Below are 24488 nucleotides of genomic sequence, written 5' to 3'. Positions count from 1 at the left end.
CTACGGCGCGGCGCCGGCGTCGGTCTTGAACGAATCGGACGCCAGCGCGGCGGCGGCCCGGCGCCGGCGGCGATTCCGGTCGTGCACGGTCATGATGAGCAGGCCGGGAATCCCCCACAGCATGCCCGCGATCGCGATGCCGAACCAGTTGCCGTGGCCGTGGGCGGCCAACTCGTCGCGGAACGGCAGCATGATCAGCGCGGCGATGATCCACAGCGCGATGCCCGCGACGGCGAACGGCACCATCGGCGGGTCCAGCGGCTTGGGCGGCGTGGTCACGACGATCACGGTACCCGCCCGAAACACCCCAGCGCAGGCGACCGGTGACTCAACCCACAGGTCGTTAGCCATGCTTATTAGATAAGCTAACAATCGTGATGGTTCGAGTATCGAAGCTCGCGTCCGCCCAGCTCGCGGCGGCGCTGCGGGACAGCATCACCCGGCTCAACCGGCGCCTGCGCCAGGCCCGCCCGATGGGTGACCTGACGATCACCCAGCTGTCCGCGCTGACCAGCCTCGAGCTCGCCGGCGCGCTCACTCCGCGCGAGCTGGCCGAGCATGAGCGGGTACAACCGCCGACCCTCACAAAGATCGTGGCAAAACTCGAAGATCGCGGCCTGGTGCAGCGCTCACCGCATCCGACCGATGGTCGGCAGGTGATCCTGTCCGCCAGCGAGTCCGGGCGTGCGGTCGTGGTCGAGCACCGCCGGGCGCGCGACGAATGGCTCGCCAAACGGCTCATGGCCCTCACGCCGGAGGAGCGCGAGGTGCTGACCAAGGCCGCCGAGATCATGGGGAGGATCGGACGCAGCGCATGACTGGGAGCACGTTCGGCTCTTTGCGGGTTCGCAATTATCGTTTGTTCACCATCGGCCAGCTCGTCAAGCTCCTGGGCACCTGGATGCTGTTCACGGCCCAGGACTGGCTGGTCCTCCAGCTCTCCCACAACTCCGCCTCCGCGCTGGGTGTCGTGACGGCGCTGCAGTTCACGCCGGTGCTCCTGCTGACGCTGTATGGCGGGCAGCTCGCCGACCGCTTCGACAAGCGGCACCTGCTCCTCATCGCCAACGCGTCGTCGACGCTGGTGGCCGCCCTGCTGGGCACCCTGGTCGTGACCGGCGTGGTGACCCTGTGGTGGGTGTTCGTGACCGCGGCGCTCTTCGGCGTCATCAGCGCCATCGAGACCCCGGTCCGCCAGTCGTTCGTCTCCGAACTGGTCAACAAGGAGCTGCTGCCCAACGCGTTGTCGCTGTCGTCGGCGACGTTCAACGCGGCCCGGATCGTCGGCCCCGCCGTGGCCGGCCTCATCATCGCCGCCCTGCACGACCAGACCGGCCCGATCTTCCTGATCACCGCGCTGCTGTGCATCGCGCCGCTGGTCTGCGTGAGCCGCATGCGCTCCGCCGAGCTGTTCCGCGGCGAGCACGTGGCGGTCGCGGCGAGCGAGGCCCGCACGATCGACGGCCTGCGGTACGTCCGCAGCCGCCCCGACCTGAGCCTCGCCATCCTGCTCGTGCTGGTCGTGGGCCTGTTCGGGTTCAACTTCCAGTTGACGCTGGCGGTGCTGGCGCGGGTCGAGTTCCACGTCGACGCGAGGTACTTCGGCCTGCTCACCACGGCGATCGCGCTCGGCGCCCTGGCCGGCGCGCTGGCCAGCTCGCGGCGCCGGGACCGCCCGTCGGTGTATCGGGTGCTGGCCGCGGCCATCCTGTTCGCCGGATTCGAGACCCTGGTCGGGTTCGCACCGTCGTTCGTGGTCTCGGTGATCCTGCTGCTGCCGACCGGCTTCTTCATGATCTACTTCGCGCAGGCCGCCAACCAGCGCGTCCAACTGGGCACCGACGCCGCCTTCCGCGGCCGCGTGATGGCGCTGTACGTGCTGGTCTTCCTCGGCAGCACGCCGATCGGCTCGCTGATCATCGGCTGGTGCGCCGAGCGTTTCGGCCCCCGCTCCGGCCTGGTCGTCGGCGGCGTGATCTCCCTGGTCGCGACCCTGGCCCTGGCCCTGTTCCAGCTGCGCCGCGCGGGCGGACGCATTCACGTCGGCCTCCATCCCCGCCTGCACGTGCGGGTGCACGAGCAGGCCGCGGGCATTCCCGCGGTGCGCCCCGCCGTCCGCTGATTTTTGTCGTACCCGTGTGGTTAGGTCACGGTCATGGAGCGATCGCGACTACTGCAGTGCCTGGCCGCCGACTACATGCGTCTGCGCGAGGTCGCCGGCACCGGCCTGACCGCACCGGTGCCCAGCTGCCCGGGCTGGACCGTCACGGATCTGTTACGGCACGTCGGCCAGGTGTATCTGCACAAGGCCACGGTCATGCACACGGGGGCCTGGCCCGATCCCTGGCCCCCTGAGGAGACCAGGGCCGAGCCCCCGATCGCCCTGCTCGACCGCGCCTACGGCGCCCTGACCCACGCGTTCTCCCGCCGCGGCGACACCGACCCGGCCCTGACCTGGCACGCCCCCGACCAGACGGCGAAGTTCTGGATCCGCCGCATGGCCCAGGAGACGGTCATCCACCGCCTCGACGCCGAGCTCGCGCTGCACACGGAGTCCGACCCGATCCCCGAGGACCTGGCGCTGGACGGCATCGACGAAGTCCTGAGCCTCTTCGTCGCCTACGGCTCCCGAGCCTGGCACGAGGACTTCGCCGAGGTCCTGTCGACCGCGAAGGGCCGCACCGTCCGCGTCGAGGTCACCCCCGCCGCTTCGCGGGCCTGGCTCGTCCGCACGGACCCCGCCGGCGCCTCGGTGTCCGCGGTCCCGTCCCCGGGCGCTCGATCCGCACAGTCCTTCCCAGCCGCACAGCCCGTCCCAACCGTGCAGATCGCCCCGGACGCGGTGGTCAGCGGTCCACCGGCGGCGGTGCTCCGCTGGCTTTGGGCACGCGAATCAACCCCGACGGCCGATGCGCCGACGCCGGTCCGGGTGGAAGGTGACGAGGAGGCCATCAAAGAACTTCGAGCCCTGCTGACGGCCTCGACGCAGTGACCGCCCAACTCCACCCGCAGCGCGACCGCCCCGGGTTGCGGGCACCCATTAGGGTCGCAAGACCAGGCCCGCCTCCTCGGCGGCGGCGGACCAGGCCACGCCTCCTGGGCCACCCAGGGCCCGGCCACGCCCGCTGAGCTAGGCCACGGCTCCTGGGCGGGTCGCCCCGGCCCCGGCCCCGCCTCGTCCGGGCCCTGCCCGGCCCCGGCGGCAGTGGCGGTCGCCTGGCGGCCGTGGTCGCGAGAGCGGCCATCGCAAGACGGTGAGACCGGTCCGGCGGCGGCGAGGGGGCGCCGCCGACCGGCCCCACCGCCCGCCCCGCACCCGCGCACCCCGCACCGGACGCCCGCGGCACCTCCCCGTGGCCGGGCGCGGTCGCGTTCGCTGGCCCTACCTACGCCACGCCAGCGGCCGCGCGCGCCCGCCCCGCGCCGGCGCCGCGCCCGCCCCGCCCTGCGCCCGCGCACCCCGCACCCGCACGCCCGTGGTACCTCCGTGGCCGGTCGCGTTCGCTAGCCCTACCTACGCCACGCCAGCGGCGGCCGCCCCGCGTCCGCCCCGCGCGCCCCGCGCGCCCCGCCCCGCGCGCCCCGCCCCGCGCGCCCCGCGCCCGCCTGCGTCCGCCCCGCCCGTCTCGTTCCCGTGCCCGCGCCCGTCTCGCGTCCGCGCGCCCCGCGACCCGCGCTGGCCTGTGCCACCCACGCACCAGGTGATCGCATTGGCGGCCGTGAGGTCGAGCGAGCCATCGACCGCGAATGTCTTGAACGGCACGACGTTGATCCGGTCGCGGAAGGAGCGCCGCCATGCCCACTGGCGACCGCGCTGACCGTCGGCGCCTGCGATGCCCGGCCTGCGCGTCCAGGCGCCCACGGCGAACGCGATCCGCGATCAGATCCCGCACGGTGGACCGCATCTTGCACGGCGGACGCCGCACGCCGCGGGGCGCAGCGCAGCAGCCAGAAGCCAGAAGTCTCCGTGATCATGCTGCACTGGCCGCCGACACCAACGGTTTTTCATGATCACGGAGTGCTGATGTACCCCCGTGTACCACAAGTCTCCGGGATCATGGCAAACCCGGGGTGCGGTCATGGCGGGCGTCATGATCACGGAGAGATACGTCCGGCCCCGCCGCGCACACCGGTGGTCTCGGTCGTTGGGCGGGGTCGGCGCCAGGGGCGGAGACGGTGGCCGTTCGTCGTCGGCGGGTGGCACGGTTGGCCGGTTCTTGGGACTCGGGCTCGCCGAGGTGGGAAATCGGTGGCGGTCGCTGGTGTGTGAGCTTAGTCTCACAGCGTGGGCGTCCTGCACGGCCTACTCGTGGCCGGCGTCATTGGGCTGATCGCCGTGGCGCCGTGTCTGGTCTGTGCGCTGTTGCTCTCCGCCGATCGGGTGGTTGAGCAGGCGTGGGCACTCGTGCAGCGGTTGCTACCGGGGCCGGTTCGGCGGTGGTTCGAGCGCCGGGCCGAGCGGGAGCGGATGCGCTGGGAGCGCGTGGACCAGGAGCGGGCGGGGCGGTCGGCGCTCGGTGGTCGGTGGAGTTCCACGCCGACGGGGCGGCGGTGGCAGCTCAGGCGGGTCGGGCGGGGGATCGGCGAGGTCGCCCACGCGCGGACGCCGCGGGCCGTCGGTCCGCCGATCGAGCAGGTGGCGGGGGATCTGCGGCGACTCAACCGGCTGCGCGAGAGCGTGGCGACCCGGTCGCGGGTCTGGTTCGTCGCCGTCCAGGAGGCATACGACGAAGGGCTGCAGGTCGCGTGCGCCCAGCTCGGGGTCGAGGAGCACCTCGACGAGCTGGGCGGGGTCGACCTCGAGATCGAGCGGCTCCGGATCGAGGGAGAGTTGCAGCAGGCCGGGCTCGTGCTGCGCGGCGCGGGCTCGCGCCGACGATAGCGCCGAACGCGACCCGGGCGCCGAACGCGACCCGGGCGCCGAACGCGACCCGGGCGCCGAACGCGACCCGGGCGCCGAACGCGACCCGGGCGCCGAACGCGACCCGGGCGCCGAACGCGACCCGGGCGCCGAACGCGACCCGGGCGGCGGGGGCGACCCGGGCGGCGGCAGGAAGCGCGACGACGAAGACGGGAGCCCGGCGCCGGGCGGGACCGCACCGACCGTAGAGGTGAGCCGTGCCGAGGCATGGGAAACGTCGCGGGCAAGACGAGAACGGAGCGTGAGGGCGTCGGCGGTAGAGGCAGGGCCGCGCGTGCGATGGGCGGCGGCGGCGCACACCGCTTGACGTGAGCGTTGGGGGCGAAGGCGAGAATGGGGCGCGGCGGGTGGAAAGTCGTGCCGGGGACGAATACGGGAGTGGGGCGCGGAGCGGTTGAGGGTGTTCATGGCGGCGTATCCGCCTGAAGACGTGCGGGAGCACTTCAAAGCTATGGTCGACACGCTGGCCGTGGCGCGGCCGCGGGAGCGGTCGGTGCGGCTGGCGGCGCCCGAGCGGTGGCACATGACCGTGGCGTTCATCGGGGACGTTGAGGATGAGCGGGCCGCCGTTGACGCGCTTCAGCAGCTGTCCGAAACGTCCGGGGCGCCGACCGTGCGGATCGCGGGGGGTAAGACGCTCGGGCGGGGGCAGTTCCGGCATCTTGTGGCGGGGCTCGAGAGTGAGGATCTCGCCCCGCTCGGTAAGGGGGTGCGGCGGGTGCTCAAGCGGCACCGGCTCCCTTACGATCGGCGGCCGTGGCAGCCGCACGTGACGATCGCGCGGCCCGGTGACGTGCTGAGCCCGGAGGAACTGGCCGGGGATCTCGCCGTGCTTGCGGCGTACCGGGGGCCGGAGTGGCCGGTCGGTGAGGTGCGGCTCATGCAGAGCCTGCTCGGGCCGCAGCCGGAATATCGGGTGCTGGCGTCCGTGGCGCTGGACTGAGGGGCCGCCGCACGGGCGCGAATCGGGCGGCGTCGCCCAAGAGGGCCAACAAGAGGCCAAGGCGGCCAGCGTCCGTGGCGCTGGCGTGAGGGCCGGGGCCACGGACGGCGCGAACTTGCGGAATTACGAGGTCTCGCGGGCCGGTGCGCCGCCGAACAGGACGTCGTCCCAGCTCGGCAGGCGCTTGCGGGGCTTGTCGGTGGTCGCCGAGGGCTGCTCGACGGCGCCCGCGGCCGAGGTGGTGTTGCGGCGTGGGCGGAGGACGGCCAGGGACGGGACGGCCGGGACCTCCTTGGTCTGGTCGCTGTCGTCGTCGAACGGCGAGCGGCCGATGAGCGCGGCCGCGCCGCGGGCCCGGTTGTCGTGCTTGACCGGTGGCGGCGTGACGACCGGCTCCTCGGCGGCGGGGCTGTTGCCCAGCGGGCGGTCGAGCGAGGCGAGCAGCGCGTCGCGGCCGGCCCGGATCGGGTCGGGGCCCAGCGTGCGGCCGCCGGGGCGGCGCTCGGGCGTGGCCGGGCGGATCGGCTCGTGGCCGCCGCTGCGCACGGCGTCGGGGCGCAGGCCCAGGTCGCCGCGGCTGGTCTCGCCGCGGGACGGCATCTGGCGCTCGGGCACCGGGGGCTCCTGGCCCAGGATGGCGGGGCCGCGCTCGGTGCACAGATACTGCGCCATGTCGTCGTGCGGCGCGACCAGCTGGCGGGCCTTGTCGAGCTCCCACACGGCCTGGGCGGTCGCCTTGCCGCTCGGCCAGGTCGCGGTGATCCGCCAGGTGCCGTCCTCGCGCCGGTAGGCGTCCCAGGAGATCTTCTCCGTGTCGATGCCGTGCTGGCCGAGGCGCGTGTCGACGACCTCGGCCAGGGACGAGCCCTTCTCCGAGGTCTTCAAGCGGGTGCGCCGGGCGTGCTGGGCGAGCATCGCGCGCTCCTGCAGCACCGGGCCCGCGTAGCGCAGGACCCGGTCGACGGGGACGCCGGCGACGCGCGCGACCTCCTCGGCCGACTCGCCGGAGCGGATGCGGGCCTGGATGTCACGCGGCGCGAGCTGTGACGAGCCGGTCTCGACGGTGCTGGTCGGATGGGCGTGGTCCGGGCGCAGCGCGCTGTGCACACGCTCGTCGATGGGCAGCGCCAGGAGCCGCCCGACCTCGTCGGCCAGGACGAACGCCTGCCCGTCCTCCGAGAGGGCGACGAATCGCACAGGCCGCATAGCGCGCCTCCGTCCCACCCGCTGCAGGCGCCAACGGCCGGCGCCTTCTGGTCACAGTACGGCAACCCTAGCTGGAAGGACGTGCGCCGCGCCGACAGAAACCCGAAACCTCGCAGATCAGAGGCGCTCGATGAGGTAGTCGACGCAGACGGTCAGCGCCTCGATGTCGGCCGGGTCGATGCCCGGGAACATCGCCACGCGTAGCTGGTTGCGGCCGAGCTTGCGATACGGCTCCGTGTCGACGATCCCGTTGGCCCGCAGCGCCTTGGCCAGGGCGGCCGCGTCGACGGAGGCGTCGAAGTCGATGGTACCGATGACGTTGGAGCGCACCGCCGGGTCGGCGACGAACGGGGTGGCGACGGCGGAGCGCTCGGCCCAGCCGTAGAGGATCGAGGCCGACTCCTCGCTGCGCTTGGCCGCGAAGGACAGGCCGCCGCCGGCGAGCATCCAGTCGACCTGCTCGGCGGCGAGGAAGATGGTGGCCAGCGCCGGGGTGTTGTAGGTCTGCTCCAGCCGCGAGTTGTCGATCGCCGTCTGCAGGTCGAAGAAGTCCGGGATGTACCGCCCGGATTCCTTGATCTCCGCGGCCCGCGCGATCGCGGCGGGTGACATGAGCGCGATCCACAGGCCGCCGTCGGAGCCGAAGCTCTTCTGGGGCGCGAAATAATACACATCGGTCTGGGACACGTCGACGTCGAGGCCACCGGCGCCCGAGGTGGCGTCGGTGAGGTGCAGGGCGCCCTCGTCGGTGCCGTCGAGCCGCCGGACCGGCACGGCGACGCCGGTCGAGGTCTCGTTGTGCGGCGAGCAGTAGGCGTCGACGCCCTCCTCGGCGCGCAGGAACGCGCCGGTGCCGGGCTCGGCCTTGATCACCGTCGGCTCGCCCAGGAACGGGGCCTTCTTGGCGGCGCCGGCGAACTTCGCGCCGAACTCGCCGAAGCTCGCGAACTGCGCCCGGTCGCGGATCAGGCCGAAGACCGCGACCTCCCAGAACGCGGTGCTGCCGCCGTTGCCGAGCACGACCTCGTAGCCCTCGGGGAGGCTGAACAGCTCCGCGAGGCCGCGGCGGAGCCGGGCGACCTGGTCGCGGACCGGCTTCTGCCGGTGGCTGGTGCCCAGCCAGGTGCCGGCCACGCCGGCGAGCGCCCGCACCGCCTCCGGCCGGACCTTGCTCGGGCCGGCGCCGAAGCGTCCGTCAGCGGGCTTGAGCTCGTCGGGGATGCGGATGTCGGCCATAGGAGTACTCCGGGGTGCGGCGGGCGGGCGGGTACCTCGCGGATCCTGCCACTTTCCGCGCCGCAACCCCGGCACAATTTCGCTCCGACGCGACGAGCGTCACATTGCGTGTCAGACCCCGTGCGGGATGCGGTCCCAGCCCTCGACGTCCTGCGGCTTGCGGGGCGCGGGGCCGATGTACTTCGCCGACGGGCGGACCAGCCGGCCCAGCTCCTTCTGCTCCAGGATGTGCGCGCTCCAGCCGGCCACCCGGGCGCAGGTGAACATCGAGGTGAACATGTGGGCCGGCACCTCGGCGAAGTCGAGGACGACGGCCGACCAGAACTCGACGTTGGTGGCCAGCACCCGGTCGGGCCGCCGGGCGTGCAGCTCCTCCAGCGCGGCCTTCTCCAGCGCCTCGGCGACCTCGAAGCGCGGCGCGCCGAGCTCCTTCGCGGTGCGCCGCAGCACGCGGGCGCGGGGGTCCTCGGCGCGGTACACCCGGTGCCCGAAGCCCATCAGGCGCTCGCCGCGGTCGAGGACATTCTTGACGTACCCCTCGGCATCACCACTGCGCTCGACCGCCTCGATCATGCCCAGGACACGCGACGGCGCGCCGCCGTGCAGCGGGCCGGACAGGGCGCCGATGCCGGAGGAGATGCAGGCCGCCGCGTCGGCGCCGGTGGAGGCGACCACGCGGGCGGTGAACGTGGAGGCGTTCATGCCGTGCTCGGCGGCGGAGATGAAGTAGGCGTCGACGGCCTTCACGTGGCGCGGATCGGGGTCGCCCCGCCAGCGGCGCATGAACCGCTCGACGATGGTCTCCGCCTTGTCGATCTCCTTTTGCGGTACGGCGGGCAGCCCGAGGCCGCGGGCGGCCTGCGCCACGAAGGACAGGGCGGTCACGCTGACCCGGGCCAGGTCCTCGCGGGCCTGGGGGGTCTCGATGTCCAGCAGCTGGCCCAGGCCCCAGTACGGCGCCAGCATGGCGACCGCCGACTGCACGTCGACCCGGATGTCGCCGGAGTGCACCGGCACCGGGAACGGCTCGGCCGGCGGCAGGCCCGGGCCGAACTTCCCGTCGACCAGGAGGGCCCAGACGTTGCCGAACGACACCTGGCCGATGAGATCCTCGATGTCGACGCCGCGATAGCGCAGCGCGCCACCTTCCTTATCGGGCTCAGCGATCTCGGATTCGAAGGCGATCACGCCCTCGAGTCCCGGCTTGAAATCAGACATCATGCACTCCTGCTGAAATCGGGGTGTCATCTTTCAGACATCTTCGCCCCGAGGGGTGCCGATTGCCGACTGAACGGAGGCTCAGATGTGTCCTACATGACACATCTTCACGCATATGTGATCGACGGAGGAAGGATGTGAGCGTGAGACCCAGCACATCACCGCAAGATTTGTCGCGCATGCGCACTGAGTACGATGATGAGCCGTTCGGCGAGGACACGCTGGCGGGCACCTGGCTCGACCAGTTCGCCGCCTGGTTCGCCGACGCCGTCTCGGCCGGCATGCCGGAGCCCAACGCGATGCTGCTGGCCACCGCCGCCGCCGACGGGCGCCCGTCCGCCCGCACTGTGCTGCTCAAGGGCTATGACGAGCGCGGATTCAGCTTCTACACCAACTACGAGTCACGCAAGGGCCGCGACCTCGCCGCCAACCCGCGCGCGTCGCTGGTCTTCCCGTGGTACCACCTCCATCGCCAGGTCATCGTCAACGGCTCGGTGCGGAAGGTCTCGCGGGAGGAGACCGAGGAGTATTTCGCGGTCCGGCCGCGCGGCGCGCAGCTGGGCGCGTGGGCGAGCCCGCAGTCGAGCCCGATCGGCTCGCGGGAGGAGCTGGCGCGGCGGTGGGCGCAGGCCGAGGAGCGCTTCGGCGACGGGCCGGTCGCGGCCCCGCCGCACTGGGGCGGCTTCCTGGTCGCGCCGGACGAGGTCGAGTTCTGGCAGGGCCGGCGCAGCCGGCTGCACGACCGGCTGCGTTTCCGCGGTGAGCTGGTCGAACGGCTCGCGCCGTGACCGCCGTCTCCGAGAATCAGGACCAGGAGCAGGGACGACGGCCGGCGGGCTGGCTGCGCCGGCACGCGATCGACGTCCGGCCGCTGCGGCACGTGGCGTACCGCCGCGTCTTCATCGGCAATGCGGTGTCGTTCTTCGGCGTGCAGTTCACGGCGGTGGCGGTACCGGTGCAGGTCTACGCCATCACCAAGTCCTCGCTGTGGGTCGGCATCGCCAGCTTCGTGGGCCTGGTGCCGCTGATCCTCTTCTCGCTCTGGGGCGGCGCGATCGCCGACGCCTACGACCGGCGCAAGGTGCTGCTGGTCAGCTCGGTGCTGATGTGGCTGACCACGCTCGGCCTGCTCGCCCAGGCCGTGGTCCACCTGGACAACCCCTGGCTCATGCTGGCGCTGATCGCCGCCCAGTCCGCGGCGTTCGGCGTCAACAGCCCGGTCCGGCAGGCCATCATCCCGGCGCTGGTCAGCGACGACGAGGTGCCCGCGGCCAACACGCTGGGCTTCACCGTGTCCAACGTGGCCGCGATCGGCGGCCCGGTCGGCGCCGGCATCGCGATCGCCGCGTTCGACTTCTCCGCCGCCTACGCCGTCGACGCGGCGCTCTTCACCGTCGTGCTGTGGGCCGCCCTGCGCCTGCCCGCCCTGCCGCCGACCGGCGCCCCCAGCAGCGCCGGGCTGCGCGACGTGCGCGAAGGGCTGCGCTTCCTGGCCGGGCACCGGCTCATCCTGCTCACCTTCGCCATCGACATCGCGGCGATGGTGCTGGCGATGCCCAAGGCGCTGTTCCCGGTCGTCGCCGACGAGCGCTTCGGGGAGTCATCGCTGGCATGGCTGTACTCCTCGATCGCGATCGGCGCGGTCCTGGCCGGGCTCACCTCGGGGTGGATCGGGCGGGTGCATCGGCGGGGGATTGCGCTCGTGCTGGCCGTGGTGGGGTGGGGGCTCGCGGTCGCGGCGGCCGGCGCGGTGCCGTGGCTGTGGGCATGTGTAGTTTTCATGGCCGTGGCCGGGGCGGCCGACATGATCAGCGGGGTGTACCGCCAGACCGTGCTGCTCAGCGCGCCCGACGAGATGCGGGGACGCCTGCAGGGCGTGTTCTTCGCGGTGGTCGCCGGGGGTCCACGTCTGGGTGATCTCCGGGCCGGCTCGGTCGCCGACGCCACCAGCGCGACCTTCTCGTGGGTCACCGGCGGGATCGCCGCCGCCGTGGTCGCGGTGCTCCTGGGGCTGACATTTCCCGTCCTCCTCCGCTACACCGACACGACACACTGACGATATTGTCGCGCCCATGGACACCGCCGCCGCCGCGCAGCTCTCGCACGCCCCTTCGGGTACACAGTGGACGATCCGCTCCGGCGGCCACGAGGCCGTCATCGTGGAGGTGGGCGGCGGCGTGCGCGCCTACTCCGCCGACGGGCGGGACGTCGTCGCCGGATACGCCGAGCACGAGCGGGCGGTCGGCAGCGCCGGCCACGTGCTCGCCCCGTGGCCGAACCGCATCCGCGACGGGCAGTACGCCTTCAACGGCGAGCACCTGCAGCTGCCGCTGACCGAGCCGGAGCGGCACAACGCGATCCACGGCCTGGTCAACTGGGCGCGCTGGCACGCGGTCGACGCTTCGCAGGACAGCGTCACCCTGGTCCACGATCTGGTACCGCAGCCCGGCTACCCGTGGCCGCTGCGCCTGCAGACGCGGTGGTCGGTGAGCGCGGCCGGCCTGCGCGCCGAGCACGAGGTGACCAACACCGGCGCGGTCGCGGCGCCGTTCGGCCTGGCCACGCACCCGTATGTGCAGGTGCCCGGCGTGCCGGTGGACGAGCTCACCCTGCGCGTGCCGGCCCGCAGCCGGCTGCTCGTCGACGCCCGCCTGCTGCCGATCGGCGCGGCCCGGGTGGCCGGCAGCGAGTACGACTTCACCGAGGGCCGCCGGCTCGGCGCCACCGTCCTCGACACCGCCTTCGGCGAGGTCGAGACCGACGCGGAGGGCGGCTCCCGGGTCGAGGTGAGCGCGCCGGACGGCCGCGGCGTCACCGTCTGGGCCGACTCCTCCTTCGGCTGGTGGCAGGTGTACTCCTCCGACACCCTGCCCCCCGAGCGGCTGCGCAAGGCGCTCGCCATCGAGCCGATGACCTGCCCGCCCGACGCGTTCCGGTCCGGCCGCGACGTGGTGGTCCTCGAGCCCGGCGCGACCTGGCGCGGCGCGTGGGGGATCACGGCGAGCTAGGTAGGGCTCTAGGCTTCCACCCGTGGAGCTTTCCGAGGTGGTCCGCCGGCGGCGGATGGTGCGCAACTACGACCCCGACCGTCCGGTGCCGGCGGAGACCATCGAGAAGCTGCTCGGCTACGCCGTGCACGCCCCGTCGGCGGGCTTCTCCCAGGGCTGGGAGTTCCTGCTGCTGGACACCCGCAAGGACGTCGAGCGCTTCTGGGCCGCCACCACGCCGGAGGACAACCTGCCGAACGGCTGGCTGGACGGCATGACCCGGGCGCCGGTGATCGTCGTGCCGCTCAGCCACCGCGACGCCTACCTCGACCGCTACGCCCAGCCGGACAAGGGCTGGACCGACCGCGACGAGGCCCGCTGGCCGGTGCCCTACTGGCACATCGACACCGGGATGGCGAGCCTGCTGGTGCTGCTCGGCGCGGTCGACGAGGGCCTCGGCGCCTGCTTCTTCGGGATCACGCCGGAGCGGATCCCGGCCTTCCGGGCCGAGTTCGGTGTCCCGGAGGCGTATGTGCCGATCGGCGCCATGACCATCGGCTACCGGGCCCCTGACCAGCGCTCGCCGTCGCTCAAACGGGGGCGCCGGGAGGCGATCAACGTCACGCACCGTGGCGATTGGGGCAACAGAGCCGACTTGTGACGCATTTCTGTCGCACCTAGTCGGTACCCTGGCACGGTCAGGGGGGTGAAACGTTCATGATCTTCAAGGCGGTCCGCGAAGGCCGGCCGTATCCGGAGCATGGGCTGACGCTGAAGCAGTGGTCCGAGATCCCGCCGCGCCCAGTGCGGCTCGACCAGCTCATCACCACCAAGCGCGAGCTGGCGCTCGACAAGCTGCTCGCCGAGGACTCCACGTTCTACGGCGACCTGTTCCCCCACGTCGTGCAGTGGGAGGGCGGCCTCTATCTGGAGGACGGCCTGCATCGGGCGCTGCGCCGGGCACTGTTGCAGCACACCACGATCCACGCCCGGGTCTACCAGGCCTGAGCCCTTAGGCTGGGGGCGTGACGACGACGGCACGCCCCCTCGACCTGCTCGACCTCGACGGCCTGCACTCGGAGGAGGAACTGGCGATCCGCGCGCTGGTGCGCCGGGTCGTCGACGACCACGTCCGGCCCAACGTCGCCGAGTGGTACGAGTCGGGTGAGGTCCCGGTGCGGGAGCTCGCGAAGGAGCTGGCCGGCATCGGGCTGCTCGGCATGCACCTGCACGGCTACGGGTGCGCCGGGGCCAGCGCCGTCGCCTACGGGCTGGCCTGCCTGGAGCTCGAGGCCGGGGACTCCGGCGTGCGCAGCATCGTGTCGGTGCAGGGGTCGCTGGCGATGTTCGCCATCTGGAAGTACGGCTCGGCCGAGCAGAAGGAGGAGTGGCTGCCGCGGATGGCGACGGGCGAGGCGATCGGCTGCTTCGGGCTGACCGAGCCCGACCACGGCTCCGACCCGGCGTCCATGACCACCCGGGCCCGCCGCGACGGCGACGACTGGATCCTCAGCGGCGGCAAGATGTGGATCACCAACGCGCCGGTGGCCGACGTGGCCGTCGTGTGGGCGCGGGCGGACGAGGGCGTGGCCGGTTTCGCGGTACCCATGCGGACGACCGGTGTGTCGGTGCGCGAGGTGCGGCACAAGCTCTCGCTGCGGGCCTCCCGCACTGGCCAGATCTTCCTCGACGACGTCCGGCTGCCCGCCTCGGCGCGGCTGCCGCTGGCCCGCGGGCTCAAGGCCCCGCTGTCGTGCCTCACCGAGGCGCGGTTCGGCATCATCTGGGGCGCCCTCGGCGCGGCCCGCGACAGCCTGCACACCGCGCTGGACTACGCCGGCTCCCGCGAGCAGTTCGGCCGGCCGATCGCGGGCTTCCAGCTCACCCAGGCCAAGTTCGCCGACGCCGCCGTCGAGCTGCAGAAGGGCTACCTGCTCGCGCTGCACCTGGGCCGGCTCGCCGACGCCGGGAAGCTGCGCCCCGAGCAGGTCAGCGTCGGCAAGCTCAACAACGTGCGGGAGGCGCTGGCCATCGCCCGGCAGTGCCGCACGATCCTCGGCGCCAACGGCATCAGCGCCGAGTATCCGGTCATGCGCCACGCCGCCAATCTTGAGACGGTGCTCACGTACGAGGGAACTTCGGAGATCCATCAGCTGGTCATCGGGCAGCGGCTCACCGGCCTCGCCGCGTTCGCCTGAGATCGACTCGCGACGCTTTACCGCGACCCTTACCGTTGATGGTCAGAAGATTTCCCGAGGAGTCGAGCATGGCCGACAAAGAACTTGAGTCGAAGACCTCCGAGTATCCCGAGGTCACCTCGGGAGCCGCGACCGGAACCGGCACGGGTGAGTGGAACCCGCAGATCGGCGACCCGGTCGACCCGCGCGCCGAGCGCAAGGCGCCCGAGCCGGTCGTCGTGCCGGTCAGGCCGGGCGGCGGCGCGATGCGCGGGCTGTTCTGGCTGGTCGCCACCATCGGCCTGGTCGTCGCGCTGGTCCTCGGCGCGAAGACGATCGGGCTGTTCCCCAGCCTGAAGAATCCCTTCGCCCAGGAGCAGACCGACCGCAGCGGCCCGGCGCTGCTCAAGTCCGTGCAGGACCTCAACCAGTTCGTCGCCGCCGAGGGCAACTTCCAGGTCATCGTCGACGTGCAGAAGGACCGTAAGTACATTCCGGACTTTCTGCTCAACGAGCGCATCCTGTTCGTGGCCGCCGGTTCGGTCGAGGTGTACGTCGACTTCGCCAGCATCGGCCAGGGCGCGGTGAAGGAGTCCGACGACCGCCGCACCGCCGAGATCACCCTGCCCGCCCCTCAGCTGCGGCCCGTGCGGATCGACAACGATCACAGCTACGTTTACCAAGAGGATCGCGGGGTCTTCAACCGCATCGGCGACGCCTTCAGTTCGGACCCGAACCGTCTGCAGGAGGTCTACAAGCTCGCCGAGCAGAAGATCGGCGACGCCGCCAAGGATGCCGGCCTGCAGAAACGCGCCGAGGACAACACCCGCAAGATGTTGCAGCAGTTCCTCGCGGCGTTGGGCTACACATCGGTGACGGTAAACTTCCAAGGCGCCTGACGGTTCTGTCCGTAGTTGCGCGGTAACTGGGCGAACACTGGTCATTTACCCGATGGACCAACTTGCGTGCGCCTCATCACAGTATTTGACTCGGGGTAACTGACCGATCCGCGAATTGCTGACCTGGGGCGGAGGTGTGACGGTGGCTACCGTCGCGCTCAAAGATGTGATGAAGGTGTTCGCCGACGGCACCGTCGCCGTCGACCGGGTGAACCTGGACGTGGGCCAGGGCGAGTTCATGGTGCTGCTCGGCCCCAGCGGCTGCGGCAAATCGACGCTGCTGCGCATGGTGGCCGGCCTGGAGGACCCCACCTCCGGAGCGATCATCATGGACGGCGAACTGGCCAACGACCTGCCGCCGCGGGAGCGGGGGGTCGCGATGGTGTTCCAGGACTTCGCGCTGTATCCGCACATGACCGTCGGCGAGAACATCGCATTCCCGCTGCGCCTGTCCGGCATCGAGCCCGAGCCGCGGGCCGAGCAGGTCGCCGAGGTGGCCAGCGCCCTGGGCATCGGCGACGTGCTGGCCCGCAAGCCCGGGCAGCTCTCCGGTGGCCAGCGCCAGCGGGTCGCGATGGGCCGGGCGATCGTGCGCCGGCCCAAGCTCTTCCTCATGGACGAGCCGCTGTCCAACCTCGACAGCGGCCTGCGCGCCGAGCTGCGCGCGGAGATCTCCGGCCTGGTCCGCGAACTGGGCGTCACGACGATCTACGTCACCCACGACCAGGCCGAGGCGCTGACCATGGCCGACCGGGTCGCGATCCTGCGCAAGGGCGTGCTGCAGGACGTCGGCACGCCGACCCAGGTGTACGGGCGGCCCGCGACGCTCTACGTCGCCGCCTTCCTCGGCAGCCCGCGGATGAACCTGCTCGAGGCCGAGGTCTACGTCCACCTCGACCGGCACATCGCGCTGCACATGGGCGACCAGGTGCTGCACCTGCCGTGGAACGACCTGCGCTCCCGGCAGGTCGCGCACTTCCACGGCGAGCGGATCGTCATCGGCGTGCGGGCCGAGGCGCTGACCCCGGTGCCCGACACGGCGACCGGGGACGTGCTGCGGGGCCGCATCCGCTACCTCGAGCACCACGGCCACGAGTCGCTGGCCTTCCTCGACATCGGCGCGACCGCCGTGATCGTCGACGAGATCGGCAAGCCGCCGGCGGACGTGCCGGTCAACGGCGGGGGCCTGCGCCGGTTCGTCAGCCGGTTCACCGGCCGCGGCGGCGAGGACGAGCTGGTCGGCGCCGGTGCCGGCGTCAACGGCCGTGGCGCCGCGCGCCGCCCCGCGCAGCGCGAGAGCGTGCTGAGCGACCCCGGCCGGCACCACCGCCGCCCGGCCGAGCTCGCCGTCCGGCTCGCGCCGTATCCGAATGTCACCCACGGTCACCCGTTGACCGTCGCTGTGCGCATGGAGGCTCTGCACTTTTTCGACGAAAGGGGACAACGCATCGACGTGGGGTGGCGCTAAGTGATGTGCGTCGCATAGCCTGCGCCGATGGCGGCCTACGGTGAATCCGCATCGGGATTGCTCATCATCGAACGCATTCTGCGCGATCGCGAGTCCATCTGGCGGCAGATCGGCCAGGAGCGCGATCTCGGCAAGCTGACCAAGCAGATGCTGTACAGCTCCGTAGTGGCGCTGGCCTGCTACGGAGCCGTGCTCGGCGCCTCCAGCAGCGTCGCGCAGGCGGCGCTGTCGGCGGTCAAGCTCCCGCTGCTCTTCCTCATGACGCTGGCGATCTGCCTGCCCACGCTGTATCTGTTCAACCTGGTGTTCGGCGCGCGGCTCCAGGTGCGGCAGGCATTGGCGCTGGTCATGGTGACGATCACGGTCACGTCGGCGCTCGCCCTGGCGTTCGCGCCCATCAGCCTGTTCTTTCTCATCACCGCGTTCAGCTACTCGTTCTACAAGATCCTGAATGTGGCGATCCTGACCCTGACCGCCTTCGTCGGCCTGCGGTTCCTGACCAGCGGCATGCGCGCGCTCAACGAGCACACCACCGCGCTGGCGGCGGCCCGCCGGGCGGAGCGGGAGCGGGAGGAGGCCGCCGCGGCGGCGACGCCGGACGACGCCGAGCCGGTTCCGGTCTCCGCGGTCCCGATCTCCCCGGCTCCCTCCCCGGTTCCGGTTCCCGCGGCGCCCGTCCCCGGGGCTGCCGAACCGCAGCGGGCCTCGAACGGCTTAGTCGCCACCGTGGTGACGCCCCCGCTACCGCCCGCTCCACCGCTCCTCATGCCGGACGGGCGGCTCGCCTACCCGATGCCCCGCCCGGCCCCGCCGCCGCGCCCGCAGCTGGCCCCGGGGGAGCGCCCGGCCAGCATGACGCTGCTGAACGTGTGGATCCTGCTGTTCGGGTTCGTGGGCACCCAGCTGGCCTGGACGCTGCGCCCGTTCGTGGGTTCGCCGGGCGAGCCGTTCGAGGTGTTCCGCAAGATCGAGGGCAACTTCTACGTCAACATCGTCCAGGCGATCGGCGACCTTTTCACCTGATTCCGCGTACTGCTACTCGCCGGTAACATCGCCGCATGAGCATTGACTCGAAGGCGGTCGCCGAGGGGCTCGTGTCGGCCGTGCCGTTCGCGCGCACCCTCGGCATCCAGATCGTCGACATCTCCGTGGACGGCGACGGCGTGCGCGCCGTCGCCACCCTCCCCGACGAGGAGCGCCTGCACAACCACGTGGCCGGGCCGCACGCCGGCGCACTGTTCGCGCTCGGCGAGACCGCCTCCGGCGCGGTCGTGATGGCCGCGTTCGGGCCTCACCTGGCGCTCGGCACGCCGCTGGCCGTGCGGGCCGACATCGCCTACGCCAAGCTCGCCCGCGGCCCGGTCCGCGCCACCGCGACGCTCGGCCGCCCGGTCGGCGAGGTCATCGCCGAACTCACCGCCGGTGAGCGCCCGGAGTTCCCGGTCACGATCGAGATCACCCGAGGTGACGGGGCGGTTACGACCACGCTGACGGTGGTCTGGACGATCCGCCCGCACGACTGACTTGTCCCTGATGGGGGTACGTGTCTGTTAACTACTGGAAAGTTTCTTGACTATTACTGAGATGTGATGTGACCATTCTCGCCAGGCGCGAAGGGTGGTACATCGCATGGATGCACGCACGGGGGGCGACCTTGCCCGCATGGCGGATGCCGTGCTTCAGCCGGGATTCGTCGGCAAGGAGCCGCCACCGTGGCTGCGCCGCCGCCTCGCCGAAGGGCTGGGCGGCGTCGCTCTCTTCGCGCGCAACGTGGTCGACCGTGACCAGGTCGCCGAGCTGACCGCCGCGCTGCGCGCCGAGAAGCCCGACGTCGTCGTCGCCATCGACGAGGAGGCCGGCGACGTCACCCGGATCGACGCGCACATCGGCAGCCCGTGGCCGGGCAACCTCGCCCTCGGCGCGATCGACGACCCCGAGCTGACCCGCGAGGTCGCCCGCCACATCGGGCGCGACCTGGCGGCGGCCGGGATCACCTTCGACTACGCGCCCGACGCCGACGTCAACAACGACCCGAACAACCCGGTGATCGGCTCGCGCGCGTTCGGCGCCGAGCCCGAGCGGGTGGCCCGGCACACCGCGGCGTGGATCACGGGGCTGCAGTCGGCCGGCGTCGCGGCGTGCGCGAAGCACTTCCCCGGGCACGGCAACACCAGCGTCGACTCGCACACGGACGTGCCGCTGATCAAGGCCGGCCGGGCCGAGCTCGACGCGGTCGAGCTGCTGCCGTTCCGGGCGGCCATCGCCGCCGGTGTGCGGGCCGTGATGAGCGCGCACCTTCGGGTACCCGTGCTGGATCCACAACTGCCGGCCACGCTCAGCCGGAAGATCATGACCGAGTTACTCCGCGACGAGCTGGGCTTCGACGGGCTGATCGTCACCGACGGCATCGAGATGCGGGCGATCTCCGACCGCTACGGCCTCGCCCACGCCACCGTGCTCGCCCTCGCCGCCGGCGCGGACGCGATCTGCGTGGGCGGCAACCACGCCGACGAGGAGACCGCGGTCATGCTCCGCGACGCCATCGTCGCCGCCGTCCGGTCGGGCGAGCTGGCCGAGGAGCGCCTGGCCGACGCCGCGGTGCGGGTCGCGCGCCTGGCCGCCTGGTCGGTCGCCGCGCCGAAGCAGGCCCCCGACCCGCGGGCGGCCGAGATCGGCCTCTCCGCGGCCCGCCGGGCGCTGCGCATCACCGCGCCGGACGCGGCGTTTCCACTGGCCGGGGCGGCGCACGTGATCGAGTTCCAGCCCCGGCTCAACCAGGCCATCGCGCCGGAGACGCCGTGGGGGCTGCTCGCGCCGCTGGCCGAGCTGTCCCCGGCGACCTCCGGTGTCCGGCTGACGTCGGAGGCGGGGCTGCCCGAGGCGCTGCGGGCGTCGGTCGGGCGGCCGCTCGTGCTGGTGGTGCGGGACCCGCACCGCTATGCGTGGATGACGGAGGCGTTGCAAGCCGCCTTGGCGGTACGTCCGGACGCCGTCGTCGTCGAGATGGGCGTCCCGGCCTCGCCGCGCGGCGACGTGCACATCGCGACCTTCGGCGCCACGGCCGCGGCCGGTCGTGCGGTCGCCGAGCTCCTCGCGGGCCGGTAGTCCGCCGCCGCTCCGGTTCAGCGTTGCGTGAGCTCGCCGTGACCCTGAGACAGAGCTCAGCTTCGAATCCCACGCCGGTTTCCCGGCCGGTTTAGCATGCCCGTATGTCCCTCACCCAGTACCGCTCAGGCCCGCTCGTCACCGGCGTCGCCGCCGTTGCCGCGGTGCTCGTCGCCCTCACCGGCTGCAGCAGCAAGCCCGACAACAAGGGCAGCGCCCCGGCCTCGGCCGAGGCCAACCTGCCGGCCGCCGACGGGCTGCTGAAGGACTCCTCGACCGCGATGGGCGACATCAAGACCGCCAAGTTCCTGATCACCTCCGACGGCACGATCGCCGGCGTCGCGCTCAAGCGGGCCGACGGCGTGCTCACCAAGGAGGGCAACGCCCAGGGCACCGCGCAGGTCGAGCAGATGGGCACGACCTCCGACCTGGCGTTCACGGTCGTCGGCCAGACGATGTGGCTCAAGGGCCCCACCGGCGACTACCAGCAGATCCCGCTCGCGCTGGCCGCCGCGGTGTATGACCCGTCGGCCATCCTCGACCCCAACCGCGGCATCGCGAAGGTCGTCGGCAGCGCGACCGAGGGCAAGACGGAGGCCTCGGAGTCGGTCGACGGCCAGGCCACCTACCGGGTCAGCGCGAAGTTCCCGGCCGAAAACCTCTCGAAGGTCGTCCCCGGCGTGACCGGCAGCGTCCCCGGCCGCCTGTGGATCGCCAAGGACAACAAGCGGCTGCTGAAGGCCGCGTTCGACCTCCCGGCCGTCGGCGACGCCAAGGGCGGCACGGTCACCGTGACGTTCAGCGACTTCGACGCCGCCGTCACCATCGCACCGCCGAAGTAGCGCCGGACCGATGCCGCTCACCGACCCGCCGGCCGACCACGGGCGTCCGCCCGGCGAACGTTCAACGTCCTCCCGGTCCGGCCGCACCCTTGCGGCCTCCGCGGAGCCGGCCGTGGCCCTGCACAGCGCCGCAGGAGCCACTGCCGCGGCATCCGGCGACGCCGCGGTGCCGGGCGGCGCCGCGGATTCCGGCGGCGCCGCGGATTCCGGCGGCGCCGCGGTTTCAGGCGGCGCTGCCGGCCGGGGGTCGCGGCGGCGGCTGGCGATCGGGGTCGGCGGGGCGACGGTGCTGCTGGCGGCGCTGGACGCGTATGTGGTCGTGGGGGTGCTGACCGACATCCTCGACGCGCTGCACATCGCGACCAACCGGCTCGAGCGGGTCACGCCGGTCGTCACCGGGTTCCTGCTCGGGTATATCGCCGGCATGCCGCTGCTCGGGTCGCTCTCCGACCGGCTCGGGCGGCGCGCGGTGCTGGTCGCTTGCCTGGTCGGATTCGCGGGCGGGTCGGTGGTGACCGCGATGTCCGGGGACTCGGTCTGGGTGCTCGCCGCCGGCCGGACCGTGCAAGGGCTGGCCGGCGGGGCGCTGCTGCCGGTGACGCTGGCGCTGGCCGGCGACCTGTGGGCGGAGCGGCGGCGGGCGGCGGTGCTCGGCGCGGTCGGGGCGGCACAGGAGCTCGGCAGCGTGCTCGGCCCGCTGTATGGGGTCGGCGTGGCGGCGCTGCTCGGGTCGTGGCGCGGCATCTTCTGGCTCAACCTGCCGCTCGTCGCGGTCGCCATCGTGCTCGTGTGGGTGGCGCTGCCGGGCCGGGCCCGCGGGGTGCCGCCGCGCAAGACGGATGTCGTCGGCGGGCTGCTGCTGGCGGTGACGCTCGGGGCGGCCGTGGTCGCGCTCTACAACCCGGATCCGGAGCGGTCGGTGCTGCCGCCGTGGGGCGGGTGGACGCTGGCCGGCGCCGCGGGCGCGGGCGCGCTGTTCATCCTGTGGGAGTGGCGGGCCCGGACCCGGCTGGTCGACCTGCGCGGTGCGCTGCGGCGGCCGTTCTTCGCCGCGCTCGGTGCGAGCTTCTGCGCCGGGGCGGCGCTCATGGTGACGCTGGTCGACGTGGAGCTGGTCGCGCAGACGCTGCTCGGCCGGACGGGCGTGCAGGGGACGCTGGTGCTGACCCGCTTCCTGGTCGCGCTGCCGGTCGGCGCGGTGCTCGGCGGGTGGCTGGTCGGGCGGCTCGGCGAGCGCCCGGTGGCGGTGGCCGGCCTGGTGGTGGCCGCGGGCGGGTATCTGCTGGTCGCGGGCTGGCCGGCCGACGTGCTGCAGCGGCACTATCTCGGCTTCCTGCCGCGGCTGGACACCGACCTGGCGGTCGCCGGCCTAGGGCTGGGCCTGGTGATCGGCCCCCTTTCCGCGGCGATCCTGCGCGCGACCCCGTCCGCACAGCACGGGGTGGCGTCGTCGGCGGTGGTCGTGGCCCGAATGATGGGCATGCTCATCGGCGTGGCGGCCCTGACCGCGTGGGGCCTGCACCGCTTCCACGAGCTGACCGCGCACCTGAACTTCCCGCTGGTCTTCGGCAAGCCCCAGGACGAGCAGCGTCGGCTGATAGACGCATACAGGGAGGCGTTGCAGTCGGCGCTGCGCACCGAGTACCGCGAAATCTTCCTGGCCACGGCCGTCATCTGCGCCCTCGGCGCCCTCTGCGCGCTGCTCCTGTCGGGCCGCCGAGCAACCGCCGGCCCACCCAGCGAGTCCGACGCCTAGCCCGCCCCAGCGCCGGAGCCAGCCCATGCGAGGTCGGATAAATCCAGCCGCTCCGCGACCGGATTTATCCGACATTTCGTATATGCGAGGTTGCGCGGGCGGCGCACACGCCCAGCCGCGACGCGGTAGATCCAGGCCGACCCGGCCGGTGGGACACCGCGGTCATCGGGCACCGCCCCCCAGGGCGGCCCGCCGGCGGACGTTTGCGGATGTCGCACCCGTCAGGCGGACCATTCGATCGGCGCGGCGCGGCGCGGCGCGGCGCGGCGCGGCGGGGCGGGGCGGGCCGCGGGGCGGCGGGGCGGGCCGCGGGGCGGCGGGGCGGGCCGCGGGGCGGCGGGGCGGCGGGGCGGCGGCGGGGCGGTGCGGGCGGCGCGGCGCTGGGCGGTGCGGGCGGCGCGGCGCTGGGCGGTGCGGCGGGGGTGGCGCGGGGCGCGGGGTGGCGCGGCGGCGGGGCGGCGGGGCGGCGGGGCGGCGGGGCGCGGGCGGTGCGGGGTGGCGGGGCGCGGGGCGGCGCGGGGTGACGCGGACGTATGTCTCCGTGATCATGATGTGCGCGGTTGCCGCACCACGGGTTTGCCATGATCCCGGAGACTTCTGGTACACGGGGGTACATCAGCACTCCGTGATCATGAAAAACCGTTGGTGTCGGTGCCGGGTTGTGCATGATCGCGGAGACTTCCGGTTGCTACGCCACGCCGCGGACGTGACCGGGCTGGGCGGAGCGGAGCAGGCTGGGTCGGCGGGGCCGCGCATGTCGTGGCCGTAGAGCGGAGCGGGCCGGGCGGAGCGGGCCGGGCGGAGCTGGGCTGGGCTGGCCGGGTCCGGCGGCGAGCGCGGCGAGCCGGGCGGCTTTGCGGGCGGGTGAGAGCGACGGGCCTGGCGCGATCCAGGCTGTGCCGGAGAGGGTGTGCCGGAGAGGGCGTGCGGGCGGTTGGGTCAGCGGGCGAGTTGGTTGAGCCAGTCGCGGAGGAGGGCGGTTTCGGTCGGGCGGAGCGGGAGGGTGGCCCCGTCCGTGGCGGTGAGGGCGGCGTCGAGGGCGAGAGCCCGGGCGGCGAGGCCGGGGGCGGCGGCTAGGGGTTGGGGTGGGTCGGTGATGAGGGAGTCGATGAGGGTGTCGCGCATTCTGGCGGAGATGTCCGGGTCGCGGTCCTCGGCGGGGGTGCCGATGAGCGACAGGGTGACGCCGGTGGCGGCGGCCAGGCAGAGGGCGGCGGCGCGGGTGGTGGGGACCCGGAGGCGGCCGGCGGCGGCGACGCGGTCGAGGAACTTCAGGAGCAGGGCGTGGGCCTCGTCGGCGGCGGGTGGGCGGCGGCCGGGGCGGTCGGTGCCGAACATCAGCAGGTAGAGGGCGGGGTGGCGCAGGCCGAAGTCGACGTGGAAGTCCCAGCCGCGGCGCATGTCGGTGACCGGGTCGTCGGTGGGTGCCAGGTTGTGCTTCTCGGCCAGGTAGCTGTCGAAGGCGTGGACGGCCAGGGCGGCTAGGAGGCCGTCCTTGTCGTCGAACAGCTGGTAGAGGGAGGCGGCGCGGATGCCCGCCGCGGCGGCGACCGTGCGAGTCGAGACCGCCTGGGCGCCCTCCCGCTCCAGGATGCCGGCCGCCACCTCGAGGATCTGCCGCCGGGTGCCGGCCTTCGCGTCGTCCACGGTTGCAATGCTACGGCATTCGGCGTATCACTGTTTCGTGCAGTGCTACGGTCGTTGGCGTGGCAGTGATACGGCGAGGGAGA

At 72.6% G+C, this 24488-nt stretch carries 23 protein-coding genes; 18 read left to right on the top strand and 5 right to left on the bottom strand.

The features are described from left to right. On the bottom strand, positions 1 to 246 hold the full coding sequence (locus ACQPXD_RS52855) for a DUF2530 domain-containing protein (RefSeq protein ID WP_432844286.1): 246 nt from the start codon (positions 244 to 246) through the stop codon (positions 1 to 3). Between the two features lie 131 nt (positions 247 to 377). Here ACQPXD_RS52855 and ACQPXD_RS52850 point away from each other — a divergent pair, with 131 nt between their 5' ends. From ACQPXD_RS52850 to thpR, 5 genes are all read left to right on the top strand, one after another. Then, complete coding sequence (locus ACQPXD_RS52850; protein ID WP_432844284.1) at positions 378 to 818, top strand: MarR family transcriptional regulator; 441 nt, start codon at positions 378 to 380, stop codon at positions 816 to 818. Beyond that, positions 815 to 2122, top strand: a complete 1308-nt coding sequence (locus ACQPXD_RS52845; RefSeq protein ID WP_432832234.1) for an MFS transporter — start codon at positions 815 to 817, stop codon at positions 2120 to 2122. Before ACQPXD_RS52850 ends, ACQPXD_RS52845 begins: the two co-directional genes overlap by 4 nt. Positions 2123 to 2155: 33 nt before the next feature. After that, the gene (locus ACQPXD_RS52840; protein ID WP_432832232.1) at positions 2156 to 2992 is read left to right on the top strand and encodes a maleylpyruvate isomerase N-terminal domain-containing protein; all 837 of its coding nucleotides are present in this window, start codon (positions 2156 to 2158) and stop codon (positions 2990 to 2992) included. 1293 nt (positions 2993 to 4285) lie between these two features. After that, on the top strand, positions 4286 to 4882 hold the full coding sequence (locus tag ACQPXD_RS52835; RefSeq protein ID WP_432832230.1) for a hypothetical protein: 597 nt from the start codon (positions 4286 to 4288) through the stop codon (positions 4880 to 4882). Positions 4883 to 5327: 445 nt separating this feature from the next. Next, positions 5328 to 5864 (top strand): RNA 2',3'-cyclic phosphodiesterase, encoded by a 537-nt coding sequence (gene thpR / locus ACQPXD_RS52830; protein ID WP_432832228.1) that lies wholly within the window; start codon positions 5328 to 5330, stop codon positions 5862 to 5864. A gap of 123 nt (positions 5865 to 5987) precedes the next feature. Here the strand turns inward: thpR and sepH are convergent, their stop codons facing one another. From sepH to ACQPXD_RS52815, 3 genes are all read right to left on the bottom strand, one after another. Further along, the gene (sepH, locus tag ACQPXD_RS52825; protein WP_432832226.1) at positions 5988 to 7070 is read right to left on the bottom strand and encodes a septation protein SepH; all 1083 of its coding nucleotides are present in this window, start codon (positions 7068 to 7070) and stop codon (positions 5988 to 5990) included. 117 nt (positions 7071 to 7187) lie between these two features. Further along, positions 7188 to 8306, bottom strand: coding sequence for a phosphoserine transaminase (gene serC / locus ACQPXD_RS52820; RefSeq protein WP_432832224.1), 1119 nt, complete (start codon positions 8304 to 8306; stop codon positions 7188 to 7190). A 111-nt stretch (positions 8307 to 8417) separates the two neighbouring features. Continuing rightward, positions 8418 to 9524, bottom strand: a complete 1107-nt coding sequence (locus ACQPXD_RS52815) for a citrate synthase 2 (protein ID WP_432844282.1) — start codon at positions 9522 to 9524, stop codon at positions 8418 to 8420. A 179-nt stretch (positions 9525 to 9703) separates the two neighbouring features. Between ACQPXD_RS52815 and pdxH the strand changes: the two genes are divergently transcribed. The 13 genes from pdxH to ACQPXD_RS52750 all read left to right on the top strand — a co-directional run bounded on the left by pdxH (position 9704) and on the right by ACQPXD_RS52750 (position 22758). Then, positions 9704 to 10312 (top strand): pyridoxamine 5'-phosphate oxidase, encoded by a 609-nt coding sequence (pdxH, locus tag ACQPXD_RS52810; protein WP_432832222.1) that lies wholly within the window; start codon positions 9704 to 9706, stop codon positions 10310 to 10312. Further along, positions 10309 to 11580 carry an MFS transporter gene (locus tag ACQPXD_RS52805; RefSeq protein ID WP_432832220.1) on the top strand — a complete coding sequence of 424 codons (1272 nt, stop codon included), beginning with the start codon at positions 10309 to 10311 and terminating at the stop codon, positions 11578 to 11580. The genes pdxH and ACQPXD_RS52805 overlap by 4 nt, the downstream gene beginning before the upstream one ends. 16 nt (positions 11581 to 11596) lie before the next feature. After that, positions 11597 to 12532: an aldose 1-epimerase family protein gene (locus tag ACQPXD_RS52800; protein WP_432832218.1), complete on the top strand. Its 936-nt coding sequence runs from the start codon at positions 11597 to 11599 to the stop codon at positions 12530 to 12532. 22 nt (positions 12533 to 12554) lie between these two features. Further along, complete coding sequence (locus ACQPXD_RS52795; protein WP_432832216.1) at positions 12555 to 13172, top strand: nitroreductase family protein; 618 nt, start codon at positions 12555 to 12557, stop codon at positions 13170 to 13172. A 56-nt stretch (positions 13173 to 13228) separates the two neighbouring features. Beyond that, complete coding sequence (locus tag ACQPXD_RS52790; RefSeq protein ID WP_432832214.1) at positions 13229 to 13519, top strand: type II toxin-antitoxin system VapB family antitoxin; 291 nt, start codon at positions 13229 to 13231, stop codon at positions 13517 to 13519. Positions 13520 to 13536: 17 nt separating this feature from the next. Then, positions 13537 to 14709 (top strand): acyl-CoA dehydrogenase family protein, encoded by a 1173-nt coding sequence (locus ACQPXD_RS52785; RefSeq protein WP_432832212.1) that lies wholly within the window; start codon positions 13537 to 13539, stop codon positions 14707 to 14709. Positions 14710 to 14777: 68 nt separating this feature from the next. Further along, positions 14778 to 15587 carry a DUF4230 domain-containing protein gene (locus ACQPXD_RS52780; protein ID WP_432832210.1) on the top strand — a complete coding sequence of 270 codons (810 nt, stop codon included), beginning with the start codon at positions 14778 to 14780 and terminating at the stop codon, positions 15585 to 15587. A gap of 142 nt (positions 15588 to 15729) precedes the next feature. After that, entirely contained in the window at positions 15730 to 17055 is a 1326-nt protein-coding gene (locus ACQPXD_RS52775) for an ABC transporter ATP-binding protein (protein ID WP_432832208.1), read from the top strand. Between the two features lie 27 nt (positions 17056 to 17082). Further along, positions 17083 to 18078 (top strand): hypothetical protein, encoded by a 996-nt coding sequence (locus tag ACQPXD_RS52770; protein WP_432832207.1) that lies wholly within the window; start codon positions 17083 to 17085, stop codon positions 18076 to 18078. Positions 18079 to 18113: 35 nt separating this feature from the next. Continuing rightward, a complete protein-coding gene (locus ACQPXD_RS52765) occupies positions 18114 to 18578 on the top strand; it encodes a DUF4442 domain-containing protein (protein ID WP_432832205.1) in 465 nt (154 codons plus the stop codon). Positions 18579 to 18684: 106 nt separating this feature from the next. Continuing rightward, the gene (locus ACQPXD_RS52760) at positions 18685 to 20160 is read left to right on the top strand and encodes a glycoside hydrolase family 3 protein (protein ID WP_432832203.1); all 1476 of its coding nucleotides are present in this window, start codon (positions 18685 to 18687) and stop codon (positions 20158 to 20160) included. Positions 20161 to 20264: 104 nt separating this feature from the next. Continuing rightward, positions 20265 to 21002 carry an LppX_LprAFG lipoprotein gene (locus tag ACQPXD_RS52755; RefSeq protein WP_432832201.1) on the top strand — a complete coding sequence of 246 codons (738 nt, stop codon included), beginning with the start codon at positions 20265 to 20267 and terminating at the stop codon, positions 21000 to 21002. Between the two features lie 112 nt (positions 21003 to 21114). After that, positions 21115 to 22758, top strand: a complete 1644-nt coding sequence (locus tag ACQPXD_RS52750; RefSeq protein WP_432832199.1) for an MFS transporter — start codon at positions 21115 to 21117, stop codon at positions 22756 to 22758. A gap of 939 nt (positions 22759 to 23697) precedes the next feature. Here ACQPXD_RS52750 and ACQPXD_RS52745 read toward each other — a convergent pair. Continuing rightward, positions 23698 to 24405 (bottom strand): TetR/AcrR family transcriptional regulator, encoded by a 708-nt coding sequence (locus ACQPXD_RS52745; protein ID WP_432832197.1) that lies wholly within the window; start codon positions 24403 to 24405, stop codon positions 23698 to 23700. Between the last annotated feature and the right edge of the window lie 83 nt (positions 24406 to 24488).

This window comes from Dactylosporangium sp. CA-092794 (assembly GCF_050948465.1).
In the GTDB taxonomy this organism is placed as follows: domain Bacteria; phylum Actinomycetota; class Actinomycetes; order Mycobacteriales; family Micromonosporaceae; genus Dactylosporangium.
The sequence above is the reverse complement of the archived record's forward strand: the minus strand, read 5'-3'. Positions and strand labels throughout refer to the sequence as shown.

Bases quoted from the DNA above. Each gene is read 5' to 3' on its own strand.
- ACQPXD_RS52800 (WP_432832218.1), top strand. From the start codon at position 11,597: ATGGACACCGCCGCCGCCGCGCAGCTCTCGCACGCCCCTTCGGGTACA.
- ACQPXD_RS52760 (WP_432832203.1), top strand. From the start codon at position 18,685: ATGGATGCACGCACGGGGGGCGACCTTGCCCGCATGGCGGATGCCGTG.
- ACQPXD_RS52850 (WP_432844284.1), top strand. From the start codon at position 378: ATGGTTCGAGTATCGAAGCTCGCGTCCGCCCAGCTCGCGGCGGCGCTG.
- ACQPXD_RS52790 (WP_432832214.1), top strand. From the start codon at position 13,229: ATGATCTTCAAGGCGGTCCGCGAAGGCCGGCCGTATCCGGAGCATGGG.
- pdxH (WP_432832222.1), top strand. From the start codon at position 9,704: ATGCGCACTGAGTACGATGATGAGCCGTTCGGCGAGGACACGCTGGCG.
- ACQPXD_RS52815 (WP_432844282.1), bottom strand. From the start codon at position 9,524: ATGTCTGATTTCAAGCCGGGACTCGAGGGCGTGATCGCCTTCGAATCC.
- serC (WP_432832224.1), bottom strand. From the start codon at position 8,306: ATGGCCGACATCCGCATCCCCGACGAGCTCAAGCCCGCTGACGGACGC.
- ACQPXD_RS52770 (WP_432832207.1), top strand. From the start codon at position 17,083: ATGGCGGCCTACGGTGAATCCGCATCGGGATTGCTCATCATCGAACGC.
- ACQPXD_RS52780 (WP_432832210.1), top strand. From the start codon at position 14,778: ATGGCCGACAAAGAACTTGAGTCGAAGACCTCCGAGTATCCCGAGGTC.
- ACQPXD_RS52855 (WP_432844286.1), bottom strand. From the start codon at position 246: ATGGTGCCGTTCGCCGTCGCGGGCATCGCGCTGTGGATCATCGCCGCG.
- thpR (WP_432832228.1), top strand. From the start codon at position 5,328: ATGGCGGCGTATCCGCCTGAAGACGTGCGGGAGCACTTCAAAGCTATG.
- ACQPXD_RS52765 (WP_432832205.1), top strand. From the start codon at position 18,114: ATGAGCATTGACTCGAAGGCGGTCGCCGAGGGGCTCGTGTCGGCCGTG.
- sepH (WP_432832226.1), bottom strand. From the start codon at position 7,070: ATGCGGCCTGTGCGATTCGTCGCCCTCTCGGAGGACGGGCAGGCGTTC.
- ACQPXD_RS52840 (WP_432832232.1), top strand. From the start codon at position 2,156: ATGGAGCGATCGCGACTACTGCAGTGCCTGGCCGCCGACTACATGCGT.
- ACQPXD_RS52845 (WP_432832234.1), top strand. From the start codon at position 815: ATGACTGGGAGCACGTTCGGCTCTTTGCGGGTTCGCAATTATCGTTTG.
- ACQPXD_RS52755 (WP_432832201.1), top strand. From the start codon at position 20,265: ATGTCCCTCACCCAGTACCGCTCAGGCCCGCTCGTCACCGGCGTCGCC.